The organism is Wolbachia endosymbiont (group B) of Pilophorus perplexus (assembly GCF_964028155.1).
In the GTDB taxonomy this organism is placed as follows: Bacteria; Pseudomonadota; Alphaproteobacteria; order Rickettsiales; family Anaplasmataceae; genus Wolbachia.
Genome location: NZ_OZ034754.1, coordinates 1010695 through 1026598, shown reverse-complemented (window position 1 = coordinate 1026598; position 15904 = coordinate 1010695). Strand labels below are relative to the sequence as shown.

Annotated in this window: 13 protein-coding genes; 4 read left to right on the top strand and 9 right to left on the bottom strand. The window is 33.1% G+C overall.

The features are described from left to right. Positions 1-47: 47 nt before the first annotated feature. Entirely contained in the window at positions 48-614 is a 567-nt protein-coding gene (gene purN / locus ABWU28_RS05140) for a phosphoribosylglycinamide formyltransferase (RefSeq protein WP_007301943.1), read from the top strand. Here the strand turns inward: purN and ABWU28_RS05135 are convergent. From ABWU28_RS05135 to ribF, 4 genes are read right to left on the bottom strand one after another with little or no spacing between them, the layout of a single operon-like run. Next, the gene (locus tag ABWU28_RS05135; protein WP_214303276.1) at positions 608-1930 is read right to left on the bottom strand and encodes a M16 family metallopeptidase; all 1323 of its coding nucleotides are present in this window, start codon (positions 1928-1930) and stop codon (positions 608-610) included. The genes purN and ABWU28_RS05135 overlap by 7 nt on opposite strands. Further along, positions 1917-3245, bottom strand: coding sequence for a M16 family metallopeptidase (locus ABWU28_RS05130; RefSeq protein ID WP_012481845.1), 1329 nt, complete (start codon positions 3243-3245; stop codon positions 1917-1919). The genes ABWU28_RS05135 and ABWU28_RS05130 overlap by 14 nt, the downstream gene beginning before the upstream one ends. Before the next feature lie 4 nt (positions 3246-3249). Continuing rightward, a complete protein-coding gene (gene lspA, locus ABWU28_RS05125) occupies positions 3250-3726 on the bottom strand; it encodes a signal peptidase II (RefSeq protein WP_007301940.1) in 477 nt (158 codons plus the stop codon). Then, positions 3723-4655 (bottom strand): riboflavin biosynthesis protein RibF, encoded by a 933-nt coding sequence (gene ribF / locus ABWU28_RS05120; protein ID WP_019236620.1) that lies wholly within the window; start codon positions 4653-4655, stop codon positions 3723-3725. The genes lspA and ribF overlap by 4 nt, the downstream gene beginning before the upstream one ends. Positions 4656-4723: 68 nt before the next feature. Between ribF and ABWU28_RS05115 the strand changes: the two genes are divergently transcribed. Next, entirely contained in the window at positions 4724-5095 is a 372-nt protein-coding gene (locus tag ABWU28_RS05115; RefSeq protein ID WP_006015443.1) for a glutaredoxin, read from the top strand. A 95-nt stretch (positions 5096-5190) separates the two neighbouring features. Further along, positions 5191-6063, top strand: coding sequence for a hypothetical protein (locus ABWU28_RS05110; RefSeq protein ID WP_007301937.1), 873 nt, complete (start codon positions 5191-5193; stop codon positions 6061-6063). Between the two features lie 239 nt (positions 6064-6302). On the opposite strand, the gene lepA is transcribed toward ABWU28_RS05110, so the two are convergent. The 3 genes from lepA to ABWU28_RS05095 form a co-directional block, all read right to left on the bottom strand. Further along, positions 6303-8099: a translation elongation factor 4 gene (gene lepA, locus ABWU28_RS05105; protein WP_264376902.1), complete on the bottom strand. Its 1797-nt coding sequence runs from the start codon at positions 8097-8099 to the stop codon at positions 6303-6305. 81 nt (positions 8100-8180) lie between these two features. Then, entirely contained in the window at positions 8181-9203 is a 1023-nt protein-coding gene (locus ABWU28_RS05100) for a hypothetical protein (RefSeq protein ID WP_265025348.1), read from the bottom strand. Positions 9204-9288: 85 nt separating this feature from the next. Then, positions 9289-10665 carry a malonyl-CoA decarboxylase gene (locus tag ABWU28_RS05095; protein WP_019236618.1) on the bottom strand — a complete coding sequence of 459 codons (1377 nt, stop codon included), beginning with the start codon at positions 10663-10665 and terminating at the stop codon, positions 9289-9291. Positions 10666-10947: 282 nt separating this feature from the next. Between ABWU28_RS05095 and ABWU28_RS05090 the strand changes: the two genes are divergently transcribed. Beyond that, positions 10948-11640 (top strand): TerC family protein, encoded by a 693-nt coding sequence (locus ABWU28_RS05090; protein WP_026097226.1) that lies wholly within the window; start codon positions 10948-10950, stop codon positions 11638-11640. A gap of 545 nt (positions 11641-12185) precedes the next feature. Here the strand turns inward: ABWU28_RS05090 and guaA are convergent. Together guaA and ABWU28_RS05080 are read right to left on the bottom strand one after the other, a co-directional pair. Continuing rightward, positions 12186-13748 carry a glutamine-hydrolyzing GMP synthase gene (gene guaA / locus ABWU28_RS05085; RefSeq protein WP_052265035.1) on the bottom strand — a complete coding sequence of 521 codons (1563 nt, stop codon included), beginning with the start codon at positions 13746-13748 and terminating at the stop codon, positions 12186-12188. A gap of 227 nt (positions 13749-13975) precedes the next feature. Then, entirely contained in the window at positions 13976-15427 is a 1452-nt protein-coding gene (locus ABWU28_RS05080; protein ID WP_019236615.1) for a type II secretion system protein GspD, read from the bottom strand. Between the last annotated feature and the right edge of the window lie 477 nt (positions 15428-15904).

Below are 15904 nucleotides of genomic sequence, written 5' to 3'. Positions count from 1 at the left end.
TCCTTTTGAGCTATTTTATTAATATCCATTCTTACGGCTGCACTAAAATGAAAAAGATAAAACTCGGAATACTAATTTCAGGTAGAGGATCAAACATGCAGGCTTTAATAGAAGCATGTCAAGATCAGAATTTCCCTGCTGAAACTGTGTGTGTTATCACAAATAATAGTGAAGCTGGAGGCCTTAAAATAGCAAAGCAAGCAGGAGTTTCAGCGTTTGTTGTTGAAGATAAGCCACTTGATACTGATAAAATTCATGAAATACTTGTTCAACATAAGGTTGATTTAATTTGCCTTGCAGGGTTTATGAGAATTATAAAGGCCAATTTCCTGAATAAATGGCATAACAAAGTTATAAATATTCATCCCTCTTTACTTCCGTCATTTAAGGGCCTAAATGCTCAGGAGCAAGCTCTGAAAGCGGGTGTAAAAATTACAGGATGTACTGTGCATTATGTTACTCCTGAAATTGATGCTGGAGCCATAATCGCTCAAGCTACTGTTCCAGTGTTACCAAATGATGATGTTCACAGTCTCTCAGAGCGCATTCTAGCTGAAGAGCATAAGTGTTATGTAAAAGCAGTAAGATCAATAGTAGAAGGTATTAACTATTGACCTTGAGCGTTTCTTCCAACTTCAACAAAAAATAAATTTTCAGGATTCAGTAAAGAACTTGCCAGCTTGTTTACTTTTTCCAATTGAACATCATTAATGATATTTGCATAATTATTTATATGGTTAATATCACGATCATCTATCTGCATACTATCCAGTAACGTTGCTGTATTCGCATTATTGGATAGAAAAGAGAAGATAAGGTTATTTACTAAACTGGTTTTTGCATCCTTGAATAATTGTTCGTCAATTCCTTCCTCTTTTATTCTGCTAAATGTATCTTTTACTGCTGATATAGCTTTGCTAGCAGTGGAACTATCAGTACTCATAAATCCAGATATAATATTTCCATGCTTATTAGGAACATTACGTGCACTAACACCATAAGTAATACCTAGATTTTGTCTCAACTCTTTCATCAGTATTGAGTTTAGACTCATACCACCAAGCGCATTAATCAAAACACTAGCATTATAGTAATTAGGGTCTTCATATGCTATGCCTTTTTGAGCAAAAAGTATTACACTCTGTGGTATATCCATAAAAACGCTCTTACTTTCTGCAGGCCCAAATTCATTTTTTACAGATACCTTCCTAACTTTCGATCTTTTTGATGGTAACTTAGATAAATATTTATCGAGCAGCGTACTAACTTCTTCTTTTGTTGCACAACCAACAATACTAATAACGATATTATCCTTAGTAAAACTACGCTTTATGTATGTTAAAACATCGTCTCTAGTAATGTTCATTATAGTGTCTAGAGTTCCATATGGATCTCTTGAGTAAGGATGTTTTTTGAACAACAATGTATCTAACTCTTTTGCAGCAATAAAATAAGGGTCTTTTTCAAAATTATTAAAGTTTACTTTGGCTTTTTCGAATACTCTATTTAACCCCTCAGGATCAACTTTAGGGCGCATTATAGCATCACTCAGTAGTGAAATTGCATCCTCTAGATTCTCAGATAAAGTGTTTAATGAAACCCTAAATGCTTCTAAACCAGAAGTAAAATTTAAACTAATTCCTTTATCCTCAAGCTTTTTCGCAAAATCTTTGGCATCATTTTTTCCTGCTCCTTCTTGAATTACAAGAGAAGTAAACCAAGCAAGCCCCTGCTTTTCTGCACTTTCATACACACAACCTGCATCTTTGAATGATATATTAAGTGAAACTTTTGGTAGATCATGGTTTTCAACAAATAAAAACTTAAATCCTTTATTAGTAGTAACCTCCTCTATATTTAAGTGACTGCTTGCTTGCAAATTAAAGCCTAGACAGAAAAAAAATAGAAATACATATTTACTTATCTTCATTATTACCTCCTTTTGGTAGCAAACGACCAACTAATTTATTAGTAGAAAAGATAGCGTGAACTTTATTATTTACATCCTCTAGATTGACATCATTAATTTTGCTATATGAAATGTCTATTTCATCAAGTGGAATACCTAGTGCTAGACGTGGTATATAAAACATTGCTATATTAGTTAAATCAGATAGATTATCAAGCTGTGCTGCTTTGTATTTAGACTTTGTACTTTGCAACTCTTCACTTGTTATTCCTTCAGAGTTAAAGTGATTAATAGAATTTTCTAACTCTCTTGCAACAGCATCCAAATTCACCCCGCTTTTTGGAGTTACCCGAATCTCAATGTAACCATTACTAAAAGCTAAGCTATTATAATAAGCAAACACTTCTACTGCTACATTCTTATCTAGAACTAAATCTTTATATAGCTTACTAGACTTGCCATTCCCCAAAACATCAACTGCCAAATCAACAGGAAAAGTTTCACTTATTTGCTCAAATAAAGGAACACTATAGCGAAAGTATAAAACTGGCTCTTTTACTTCAGTGCTTTCTAAAATTACCGATATATCTGCATTATGTATTGAATCTTGGTTCGGATAATGCTTCACTACAGGCTCAGCTTTAATTGCACCATATTTTTCCTTTGCTAATCCCACTACTTCTTCAAATTCTACATCACCAACAACGAGCAGTATAGCATTACCTGGATGATAATAGTTATCATGAAACCTTGTTATGTCATCTTGATTGTAAGTTTTAATATCGCTCTCCCAACCAATAACAGACCTACCATAACCATTACGATAAAATGCACTGTTCATTTCCTCCCATAGTAAAGCTTCAGGATTATTATCAAATCTCATCTTTCTTTCTTCTAATACGATATTTTTTTCTCTATCTATTTTGTCTTGAGTAACATCAAAATTGCCCATTCTATCTGCTTCAATTTCCATTGCTAGTGGTAAATCTTTTTTGAGAACTAATTCGTAGTAGCAGGTGTATTCTTTAGTGGTAAAAGCATTAAATTGGGCCCCAATGCTGCCCAAAGTGGATTCTATGTCTTTAAATTTTCCTGTAGTTTCAAACATTAAGTGTTCAAAGTAGTGAGCCAATCCTGCTTTGCCAATTGGGTCATCCATTCCCCCAACTTTATATATTATTGCATGAAAAACAGCTGGAATTCGGTGATTAGGTACTACATAAACATCCAATCCGTTACTGAGCTTAGCATGCTTTATGATTTCAGCTTCCAAAGAAATCGGACAAATGAAAAAAAACACAGATAGTATAAAAAAACTAAAGAATTTGCGAAGCATTATTTCATTCCTCATTTTGCTTAGAGATAGACCTATCATATATATACCACTTATATAACAATGTACACATTCCACAAACTATAGATAGATCTGCTAAATTAAAGGCTGGCCAATACCAATCATTGATATGAAAATATATGAAGTCATATACAGCTCCCCAATAGATTCTATCAATTACATTTCCGATCGCTCCACCAATCATCAGAGAAAAACTAAGGTAAATTGACTTATCATTAGATTTATATATCAAGTATGCAAGTATACCAATTATTAATATTGAACATGCTGAAAAAAAGAAGCTGCCATGCGGCAGAGTACTACACATTCCAAAGCTAATTCCTGAATTCCAAACTTCAACTAATTTCATAAAACTAGTAATCTCGATTGACTCCCCCTCATCAATCAAAGAGTTTATATACAATTTACTTGTTTGATCGAATGATACTATAATCAATATAATAACTAAACATATCCTTTTCATAAGTTTATCTTTAACTGGTAAGCCTTCATTATATCACGGTCTATCTGTTTTGTTAACTCGTTAATACTATGGAATTTTTTTTCTGCCCTAATAAATTTTAAAAGTTGTATGTCAACCTTAAAATTGTATACATTTTCGTTGAAGTCAAATATATGCATTTCTACTATAGGTTTTTTTAAGTCCTTAAATGTAGGTCTCATACCAATGTTGACTACTCCATATAGCCAACTTGAACTATTTTCAGAAAATGCAACTTTGGCGTAATATGTACCAAGCTTAGGTTTTATCATGTAATCTTCTATCGGAATGTTTATGGTTGGAAACCCTATTTCTCTACCTCTACATGCACCTTTTGTTACAATACCAGAAACTTGATAAGACCTACCAAGCAATTTATTAGCAATTTCTATTTCGCCTTTTTGTAAACACTCTCTGATTGAGGAAGAAGAGCAAATTTTTCTATCGATTATCAATGGCTCTAATTTAGTTAAAGAATATTCATACATCTGAGAATATTTTTCTAGAGTTAATATGTTACCCAATCGTTTGTGACCAAAAGTACAACTTTCTCCAACAGTTATATGTTTAGCACCATACTTCTTTACCAAAATCTTACCAATGAAGTCATCGCAGCTAACCTCAGAAAAACCTCTATTAAAATTAATAATATACAAGTAATCTATACCATAGCTGCTGATTAGTTCCTTTTTTTGTTCTTGGTCTATTAACCTAAAATTGTTCCTACTAAATAAAACAGTTGATGGGTGAGGCTCAAAAGTTAAAACTGCAGAGGGTAATCCTCTTTCTTGTGCTACCTTCTTTAGATTGGAAATTGCAAACTTATGTCCTAAATGAACGCCATCGAAATTTCCGAAAGTTAGTGCCACATTATCTTTTATCCCTTGCTCACAGTTGTAAATAATTTTCATACAATTTGATATTTTATATATATTTTTTATATATAATAGTTGTATTTTATGAACTATGGAGATAAATCGTGAAAAACACTAAAGGAAAAGTTGTAATATATGTGAAGAAGTACTGCCCATTCTGCAAGAAAGCAAAAGAGTTATTGGATGAAAAAGGTGTGAAATACGAAGAAATTGATGTACTTAGAAACTCGGATTTGTTTGACGGTATAAAATCAAAATATAACGTCAGGACAGTTCCACAAATTTTTATTACTGATGAAAATGGTGATTATGTACATCATATTGCTGGATGTGACAAATTGATGGATCTTGAAAAAGAAGGAAAGTTGGATAATATGTTAAATAACAATGAAGATAGCATTAATGCAACAGCTTACACAAGCGGCAGTGATGAACACGAGGGATGTAATATAATACATAATGAAGATTTTATGTGATTTTTTTGTCTTACTGTTGCTGGCATACCCACTTTAAACAATTTTTAATGAATTAAAAATACAATTCATCTAGTGAGTTTTTTTAGTGGGAAAAAATGATAAAAAATATTATAATTGTTAGCAAAAACTTAATTAGTATTGAATTAATTAACAAACAAGATTTAGAGAGTTTCATCAAGATTTTCACAGTGCTTGATAAGCATATAGCAGCTAAAACTCTTTTTACAGAAGAAGTGACAATAGAGTATAAACAACACAATTGCATAGAAGTTGTTGAATTGATAAAAGATACAGGTTTTACATATCATGATGTTGAGAATGTGTTAAATCACCTAAGTAATCATGGAATGAAAGTACCAAGTAGCGTTATAGCAAGCACCCTTTCTTCTTCATACAATCACGCACTTGAGTCTAAGGATGTAGCATTTGCCTGTTCTAAAGGGTTGCCACAATTTTACATCAGGGTAAATAAGAATACCTTTATAATGACTCCTATAAGTGAAGAGAATCTGGAATTGAATTCGCAAAATAGCAAAATGCTTATAGAGTCATTAAAGAGCGAAAAAAGCACTTATGATTGCATAGTGGAAGAAAATATCATCAAAGTTATAGTGCATTCTGAAATACATCAGGCTATAAACTCGATTATAAAATCACTGATAAAGTCTTGCCTTTTAGCAAGAGATGAAGAAGAAAAATTCAAAGAGAAATTGAGACAACTTGCTTTTAAAGATCAAGCTTTCGTTGAGTATTCTAGCATCAAAACCATTCATAGATATCCGAATAACCATCCTCTGAGAAAGCATGAAAGTGTTATTAAAGATATAGAAAATATTTTATGTGATTTCATAATAAATGAGAACAGCGGGTTTGCTATAGAGCGGTTAAATAGACTGGGCTCAGAAGTCTCTCCAAATACTCCAAGAATCATCACTAAAACTATAGATAAGCTTGTTAAGTTTCACTAAAATGTTGTTGGAATGGTTTTAGCCAATGTCTACATATATCTGATTTTTACTGATTGAGTGGAGCAATTGAGCTGCTCTCTGTCATCCCAGCGTTTAACACTGGGATGATTTCGTTGTATGGTATCTTATATAGTGTTTTACAAATTCACATAGCTATTTCAAATTTACCCATATCAATGTCAGTAAATTTATTGAGAAAATATCACTTAGTTCTTTAAATTTATGTTTTTGAATATATATTAATCATTTATTTTCAAAGCCTCAATAAAAGCATTTTGTGGAATGTTTATGTTTCCCACAGAATGCAATCTTTTCTTACCTTTCTTCTGCTTTTCAAGCAGCTTCATCCTTCGTGTGACGTCTCCACCATAGAGCTTGGCTGTTACATCTTTTCTATACGGGTTAATCGTTTCTCTAGCAATAATTTTTCCGCCTACTGCCGCTTGAATCGCGATTTTATATTGCTGGCGTGGTATCAAGTCTTTCAAACGTGCACATATTTCACGGCCTCTTTTTTCTGCCCTGCTTTTATGAACAATGCAGGCTAACGCATCCACAGGTTCTCCATTAACTAAAAAACTTAATTTATCTATCTGACTTTCCTGATAATCGGATATTTCCCAATCTAAACTTGCATATCCCTTGGAAATTGATTTTAGTCTATCGTAAAAATCAAAAACAACCTCAGACAGCGGTAATTTATACTTCAGTAGTGCTGTTGTCGTATTACCAACATAAGATAAATCCTGCTGTTCTCCTCTCCTCTCTTCACACAGAGATAGAATCTCTCCTAAATATTGATCAGGTACCATTATAGTTGCAGTGATCCATGGTTCTTCCACTATTTCAATTTTTGTAGGGTCTGGCATATCGCTTGGGTTATGGATATTTAAAACTTTACCATTTTGTGTTGCAACTTTATATATAACACTCGGTGCAGTTGCTGTTAGATCTAAATCAAATTCTCTTTCGAGTCTTTCTTGAATGACTTCAAGATGTAGCATTCCTAAAAAACCACAACGAAATCCATAACCTAGCGCATTTGACGTTTCAGCATCAAATGTAAAACTAGCATCATTTAAATGTAATTTTTCTAGTGCTTCCCTTAAATATTTAAAATCATCTGTGTTATTGGGAAAAATACTGCAAAATACTACAGGATGTACTTCTTTAAAGCCAGGTAATGCCTTGCTGCACGGCCTTTTCTCTTCAGTAATAGTGTCTCCTACTTTGCAGTCTGCTACTTCTTTCATTGAAGCAGTTATAAAACCAACTTCACCTGCTGAAAGTTCACCAGTCATAACTTTTTTAGGAGTGAAAATACCGATATTATCGACCTGATATGTAGCATTATTAGACATCATAACGATTCTCATGCCTTTTTTTAGTACTCCATTTTTAACTCGCACTAAAATTACTACTCCTAGGTAAGGATCATACCAACTATCAACTAAAATTGCTTGCAGTGGAGCATTTGTATCACCTTGAGGAGCGGGAAGTTTTGTCACTATAGCTTCAAGTACATCCTTTATCCCAAGACCAGTTTTTGCCGATATCAAAATTGACTCAGTTGCATCAATTCCGATTACCTCTTCAATCTGAAGCTTTATCCTTTCTGGATCTGCAGCAGGAAGATCGACTTTATTAAGCACAACTATTATCTCATGATTATTGTCAATTGCCTTGTAGACATTTGCCAGAGTCTGAGCTTCAACTCCTTGGCTGCTATCTACTACCAAAAGTGAGCCTTCACATGCGGCTAAGCTTCGGCTGACTTCATATGAAAAGTCAACATGACCTGGTGTGTCCATGAGGTTGAGGCAATATTTATTACCATTATTTGCAGTGTAATTGAGTTTTACCGTTTGTGCTTTGATTGTAATTCCACGTTCACGCTCTATATCCATTGAGTCAAGTACCTGATTGGTCATTTCCCTTGTCTCAAGACCGTTACATTCTTCTATCAAACGATCAGCAAGAGTTGACTTCCCATGATCTATATGTGCTATTATTGCAAAATTTCTTATATTGTTCATAGATCTACTTATTTAAGTAGATCTATTTTACATTTTAAGTATTACAAGAGCAATTACTTATATCTCTCTTTGCTAAAAACATTAAGCTGTCCTTGCCAATGGACGGCAATGCTCATTAGCTGATGCTTGCTTCACTGTGCTACTTGGATCTTCTTGCTGTCTACACGTTTTTACTGCATCAGCAAGGCTTAGGTAAGCATCACCAACTTTAATCTTTACATCTTTATTTTTTTCTAAATCCGCATCAGTTGGTCTATCACTTATTATTCTAATACTATCATCACTGTTAGCACCTAATGTAATGCTACATTCCTTTCCGTCTACATACCAGTTAAACTTTATTCCATATTGAACTGTGGTACCTATATGATAATATCTAATCCCCTCATGTATTTTACCACTGATAAATTCTTTTTGATCTCCACTTGAAAGAAGAAAACCGGCAATATTGTTTTCTTTACAAAAATCACTATTTAAAAATTCGCTTACTTTAATATCTGTGCTTTTATTGTCTTCTTTTAGCTTAATTATTGTATAAAGAAGATCTGAATTACTATCCCTTTTGATTGACATCGCATCAATAGTGCCGTTTTCTATATACTTGCTAAACTCTGCTTTAGCTTTCTCTTCTAACTCTTTTTTCCTTGCTGCACTTTGTTCTTGTTGTTGCATGTTTTCTAGCACTTCTTTCATTTTTTTTTGGAGTGATTCGATATCCTGGATTAACCCGGATTCATCAAAGTCGAAGATCACGAATGCTTGGCCCAATCTTGTCTTCAATTCTTTAATTATGTTTACTATCTTTAAGATAGACTCTAAGTTTTGATAATGTACAATAATTTTTTGAGCATTTAGGCTACCCTTATTGCCATCCCAGTCAGAACTAATGTTATCAAATATTGAATTAAGTCCTTTATAAATGGTTATCAATTCATTTGATTCCTCTTCGCCTATTCCATTACTTTTAATACTGCTAATACAATTATTGAATAACTCTATCTCTTTAGAATCTGCAAATAATACACCATACAATTTTTTATGTGCTACTGCATCTTGTATCTTTTGTTTTAGTTTCTTTAATTCTTCTAATTCATCACTATTCATACATTTTACCTCATAAAACTATTCAATATTATATACATAAACATTAGGGAATGTTAGCACTTTCTATATGCTTGCGCACTTCCTATTATTCCTTTAACATAGCTGACACTTTTTTTGAATGAGAAATCACTTTATTAATCATATAATTCTCATGATTGTTATCTATTTTAGGCAGCTCATACAGATAATTCACCATTATTCCGGCTGACTGACTAATGCCTTTTTCAGAAGTATCAGCCATCCAGTTGATTTGTTTGATTGATGCACCATTGCTTAAATGAAAGTGTGCTACTGGATCATAAGCACCTCCACCACTGCTTTTAACCTTTAGCAAATAATGTGCACAAAGTTTCAGTAGGGACTGTTTTTCGCATTCAATGTTAGTTTTTATGCTTTCTAAAATTTCTGTACCTGATTGTTTTATATTAAGCTTACCTAATAAAGCTACGTCTTGATTTTTTAGCCATTTTGTAAATCCAGGAACTGGAGAAAGAGTTGCATACACTTTTACGCTTTTAAATTCTTGCGATAGTTTTTCTACGACTCTCTTTATTAAAAAGTTACCGAGGCTAATTCCAGATAAACCAGTTTGAGTGTTTGATATTGAATAGAATATAGCAGTACTTGCACTGCTTGGGTCACTTGAAGGAACTGACTCGTCCAAAACGTGTTGAATACTATCTGCAATCTCATTCATCAGTGCAACCTCTACAAAAATTAAAGGTTCATTTGGTATTTTGTAATGAAAGAAAGCAAAACAGAGATGATCAGAATCTAGTCTGTTTTTTAAGTCACCCCAAGAGGAAATTTTATGTACAGCTTCATATTTTATAAGTTTTTCCAACAATGATGCAGGTGAATCCCAGGTGATTTGATGAAGATCAAGTAGATCAACATCAACCAAAGTACAAAGTATACTTTTTAATTCGTTTTCTAGTGGACTTAGACTTTTATATTGATTCTTCAGCTTGAGTACATCAGAACGCATATCAACAATAAACTTAAGGCCCTCCGGTAAGGAGATAAACTGCTTCAATATTTTAGAGCGTGGTGATTCAAGGACTTTTATTAAGTCTTGTTCAAACTTATAGCTCGACTCAGAATCTTGATTTTTCTTATATACTTTCATTTCTTCATCTATTTTCGTTTTATCCGGATTGAACTTTTCTGCCAGGGTTTGTAAAAATTTTATTTGACCTGCCTCTGATAAACTCAAGTACAAATTACCAAGAGATACGGTGTTCTTACGTGCTGAGACTTCACCCCCCTTTGGGTTTAAGCATTCGTTCATCTTCAAGACTAAACTATCGACATCGCGACTACTACTTAAATCAGGGCCAATATTGCCAACCCATGACCTTACAGCATCTGCTACTTCACCTAATATTTTAAAAAATCCCTTTGTTGCTTTCTTATCTTCAACTTTTACTATATCAGTTTTTGCTAATGATTCTTTTGTCATATGTTCCTTTTATCGTGTATCTATCTTAATTTAAAGAAAAATCTTAGTCTATAAAGAAGGCATATATTTTCATGGTACAACTATTTTACAATCTATTTAAAATTTTCGTAAAGAGAGTTAGATTTTTAATTTCATTATTTCTCTTACAAAAGTACTTTTATTATAAAAATGCCCTTTTGCCTCTTTCTTTTCCGGGTAAGGCTGATTTTTTAATTACCTAGTCGAAGTTACTTAATTTTTACACATCTATTGTAAAGTACAAAATCTGACTTTGGAATGAAAATGCTAGCTGATGCTTGGACTTTATTGATAATTACGCTACTTGAAACTATACTTGGTATAGACAATTTAATCTTTATTTCTCTAGCAATAGATAAGGTGCCAAATCTGCTGAGAGAAAGAGCCCGCCTTATAGGTTTTGGCTTAGCGCTATTGATGCGTTTTGTAATACTATTTTTTACATCATATATACTATCAATGCAAAAGCCTATATTTCACGCTGTATCGCTAGATATCTCAGTAAAGGATTTACTTATGATTGCAGGAGGGTTATTCCTTATTGTTAAAAGTTCTATAGAGTTATGGAGCGAAATTTTTGTACATAAGGAGAACAAAACAAAGGCAAATGTTAAATCACAATTTTTTTTAGTTGTGCTACAAATTATATTAATAGACTTAGTTTTTTCGGTTGATTCAATATTAACTGCCATAGCATTAACTCACAATATGATAATCATTGCCATAGCATTTACATTTTCCATATTAGCGATGCTATTTTCATCAAATTATACCGCTCAGGTAATAAAATCCAACCCAAGCTTAAAAGTAATTGCCATTCTATTTATTTTACTCGTCGGTGTATATCTAACACTTGAAGGGCTTCACATAGAACTACCAAAAGCATATTTGTATTCTTCATTTATGTTTGCAGTGCTTGTGGAAGCTATAAGCAAAATAAAGACAATGCGGCCTTGAAATTATTTTGCACAAGGCAAAAGTCTAATTTTTATTCCGGTGTGTGACGAATATCTGTACGAACATTTCGATGTCATCCGAGTAGCTGACACTGGTTCTTTTTTTCTGGATTCCAGCGGGCTTTGTTGCATCGCTACCTATGAAAGGCTAACTATACAAGCAACTTATTGAAAATCTTATTTTTTTGCAGTCAATCTGATCAAATTTAAGAATAGTAATTTATTGTTTGTATTAGTAAATTTAATTCTACTTAAAATAGCTAAAGCATTGAAATTCTTGAATTTTAGCTAGATTAGTGAATGGTAGTAAAATTTCTTTTACTCAAATTTAGATATTCACTGACCGTCCTTACTATAAATGCTAGAATAATAAGCTACTGATATTCTTCATCTTTTTTATCTTTAATCCGCCGTAGATAGCGATGCAACAAAGCCATTCCAGCGTTACGCGCTGGAATGACATTAAATAGTTTTCCTTAAAATTTGAGTTATGCAACCAGCCTCTTTGGTGTGATTCGAGTAGCTGAAACTGGAATGAAATTATTGCTACTCCCACTCAATAGTTGCTGGTGGCTTGGAAGTTAAATCATACACAACTCGATTTACTCCGGAAACTTTGTTAACAATTATACTACTGACGTCTTGCAAAAACCTCCAAAATACTAACGAATGTTGATCTTTATTTTCAAATGGAAATGCATCAGCTGTCATGCCATCAGATGAAGTCACAGCCCTTAAAGCGCAAACATATCCGTATGTACGATTATCTCCCATAACTCCCACAGTTTTTACTGGTAACAGTACAGCAAAAGCCTGCCATATTTTATCATACAGATCATAATTTTTCATTGTGTTGATATATATTTCATCTACTTCTTGCAATATTCGTACCTTTTCTTCATCAACCTCACCTATGATCCTCACTGCAAGTCCAGGCCCAGGAAATGGATGTTGAAATATTATCTCATCTGAAAGCCCAATTTCTTTGCCAAGCAGCCTTACTTCATCTTTAAAGAGATAGCGTAAAGGTTCTACTAATTTCAGATTCATTTTTTCTGGCAACCCACCAACATTGTGATGAGATTTAATTGTACTAGTGTTTCCTGAAGCGTGCCCTGATTCAACTACATCAGAGTAAATGGTGCCTTGCATTAAAAAATCCACATCACCTATTTTTTTTGCCTCTTCTTCAAATACTTCGATAAAAGTATTGCCGATAATTTTTCGCTTTTCTTCCGGATCAGTTATTCCCTTTAACCTACTTAAAAACAAGTTTGATTTATCAACGTAATTTATTGGAATTTCTTTTAACATAGCAGTGGTCTGGCTCTTACGCAATAACCCAGTATCGATAAAAATACAGTTTAATTGTTTTCCTATAGCTTTGTGTGTAAGAACTGCTGCAACACTTGAATCAACCCCCCCACTTACTGCAGCAATTACTTTTTTCTCCCCTACTAAGTTTTGAATTTTTTCCTTCTGTTTTTCAATGAATGACTTCATTGTCCAATCTCTCTCACAATTTGCAATATCTAAGAAATTAGAGAGAAGTTTACTACCATTTGTCGTAGGCTTAACTTCAGGATGGAACTGAGTGCAGTAAATCTTCCGCTGTTCGTTGGCAATTATTGCGATTGTTTGATTTATTATACCTGAGGCAATAGCAGTAAATCCTTGCGGTATAGTTTCGACACTGTCTGCATGGTTCATTAGCACATCGACTTCGGAATTAACGTCCCAAGTATCCTTTATAATTGGGGATTCTTTTAGTATCTTGATTTTAGTTTTGCCAAATTCCTGATTGAATTCTTTTCTTACCTTTGCCCCGAAATAATGACAAATGAGTTGCTGTCCATAACATATTCCAAGTATAGGAGTGTTTATTGTTTCGTTAAGTTTTATAATTTTATGTGCTACTTCACTTACTTCAGAGCAATTGTCATTTACAGATTGCGGTCCTCCAGAAAAAATAAATCCATTGAATTTTGATACTGTTTCGAAATCGATATTGCTTGGAAATATTTCACAGTAAACGCCCATTTCCCTGATTTGTCTTGCAATAAGCTGTGTAAACTGTGAACCAAAATCAATAACGGCAATTGCTGACAATGTGCTCCTCCATATTATTTAAAGCAATATTTGATAATAAAGAAAACAATAAAGTAAGTAAACTAAGACCTGTTTAAAAACTTTAATATATGACTAAAGTAACTTAAATTTACTGCAACAGATTTATGATTAAGCTGTCTTAATTATCATTCTGATACTCTCTTCTTATCATAATAGCAACCCCAACATCTTTCCTTAAGTTGATGCCATTGCCTGAACGGATACGTTTAATATATATATAAATTCCTATCTTTTATATCTAATAAACCAAGTGTTGGTACGATTGTTGCTTTCAGGAAGATGACGGTTTCTACTGTCTTAGCCAGTTTTTTTGACTTTTGATGCAATAAGTTTTGGTTATCTTTTCTATGCTCTATAAGCCCACCAATTACCATAACTTCGCCGCTCTTAATTTTTAACGTAGAGTGCATTTCTCTGGTTTCAATAATTGGAATGTCACTATTTAATTTCATTTTATTCTGTTGTGCGACATATTCTATATTTGGGTCTTTAGTGTAATTGTTAATTCTTGATAAGGTTGGGTGTATATCCATAAATATTTCGTTAGTATCAATGTTAATGCTTGGGTGGATTATTAACACCACACCTATTGGAGTGCTATTCATCTTGGTAATTAAGGCATGATTGGAGTTTCCGGTATCTTTCTGTATATCGGAAGTAAAATAGATATGGTTTTTAGTAAATGAAATCATTGCTTGCTGATTATTTATAGCATGTACTCTAGGGCTTGAAATTACGGTTGAAGTGCCAAACTTGTCTAAAGTTTTTACTAAATTTTCTAAATCAGAGTTCATTACCAGGCTAGTAATGGAACTATCTTGATTTGTTATAGATTTTGTTTCATTATGCAAATCATTTAAGTTGATACCAGAAAGGTATTTATCGTCTAATACAACTTCAACTATTTTGGCCTCGATCATTACTTGAGAAGACGCCAATTTCTTAACTTTATTAATATATTCTTCAACAGCTTTGTGAATATCTTTTCTAGCATTTAGAATAATGACACCAGCTTCTCTGTTGGATGAAAGAAATTCACCATCATCCACTCCATTAACATCCATTATTGCATTTAAGCCTTTTTCTAATGAACTCCATAAGTCACTGCTATATTGAGACTTTCTAACATTCCTGTCAGCATCGCTGCTTGTAACATTGCCACTAACGACAAAATTGCTTTGAGCAGAGTGTTGAATATTGATGAAGTCTACGTAATAATTTTGTGCATATGGCAAATCTTGTTCAATTCTAATTACACCATTATTCATTGAGTAACGCAATTTGGCGCTGTTGGCTATATTCTGAATTACTTCGTTTATGTTCTTATCTTTTAGCTTTAAAGTAATATTACCTGATATTTTGGGATCTATGTCTAAGTTAATGTCAGAAAGTTTTCCTATTTCAATCAGTAAATCCTTTACTGGTACTTTTTCATCAACATTAATCGAAAGAAACTGATTACTGGTTGTAAGATCGGGAAACTCTACCGGTAAAGGTATCATTTCTGGTATTGCTGGTTCGTTATTCTTCAAAGGAGTATTATATTGTTGCAACGAATAATCGTGCTTATAATTGTCTATATTAACAGAATGTTGCTTGTTAGGTAAATGTGTGCAAGAAATAATGAAAAGGAGTATTAAACATTTTAAAATAGCCATGAGGGCAGCATACAAATCTATACTAATAGTTTTCTATAAAAATGTTAAAAATGTATTTAATTGTATCCGTTCAGGGGAGTGGTTTAAGAAATGATAGATAGGAAATTATGAAAAGGGTTTAGCCGCATGGAAGTGGGATGAAAAGAAGCACTGGTTTCACATGCGTCTGAACAGACACCATTTTACAGCATTTTAAATTTGTCCTGTGCAATGTTTGTACAGTTGCGATAAAAATTACTTGACAAATTTTGACAGCTTTGTTATTTTGATAGTGAAGATATTCTAGAGCTCGAAATCTATCTTCGTCTGCAGACTTTTCAACTTCATTAATTTATAATCTCTAGTTAAAGTATATTGTACTTATGTATAGATAACTTCTATCATAGCTATATACATTTTTCTGAGTTTTTTTGTATTACTTAGGAGGATCATCATGTTTAAAATCATGGATTACGCATATCATTGACATAAATGCCT

Coding starts and splice junctions, on each gene's coding strand:
- ABWU28_RS05110 (WP_007301937.1), top strand. CDS start 5,191: ATGATAAAAAATATTATAATTGTTAGCAAAAACTTAATTAGTATTGAA.
- lspA (WP_007301940.1), bottom strand. CDS start 3,726: ATGAAAAGGATATGTTTAGTTATTATATTGATTATAGTATCATTCGAT.
- ABWU28_RS05090 (WP_026097226.1), top strand. CDS start 10,948: ATGCTAGCTGATGCTTGGACTTTATTGATAATTACGCTACTTGAAACT.
- ABWU28_RS05095 (WP_019236618.1), bottom strand. CDS start 10,665: ATGACAAAAGAATCATTAGCAAAAACTGATATAGTAAAAGTTGAAGAT.
- lepA (WP_264376902.1), bottom strand. CDS start 8,099: ATGAACAATATAAGAAATTTTGCAATAATAGCACATATAGATCATGGG.
- ABWU28_RS05100 (WP_265025348.1), bottom strand. CDS start 9,203: ATGAATAGTGATGAATTAGAAGAATTAAAGAAACTAAAACAAAAGATA.
- ABWU28_RS05130 (WP_012481845.1), bottom strand. CDS start 3,245: ATGCTTCGCAAATTCTTTAGTTTTTTTATACTATCTGTGTTTTTTTTC.
- ABWU28_RS05135 (WP_214303276.1), bottom strand. CDS start 1,930: ATGAAGATAAGTAAATATGTATTTCTATTTTTTTTCTGTCTAGGCTTT.
- ABWU28_RS05080 (WP_019236615.1), bottom strand. CDS start 15,427: ATGGCTATTTTAAAATGTTTAATACTCCTTTTCATTATTTCTTGCACA.
- ribF (WP_019236620.1), bottom strand. CDS start 4,655: ATGAAAATTATTTACAACTGTGAGCAAGGGATAAAAGATAATGTGGCA.
- purN (WP_007301943.1), top strand. CDS start 48: ATGAAAAAGATAAAACTCGGAATACTAATTTCAGGTAGAGGATCAAAC.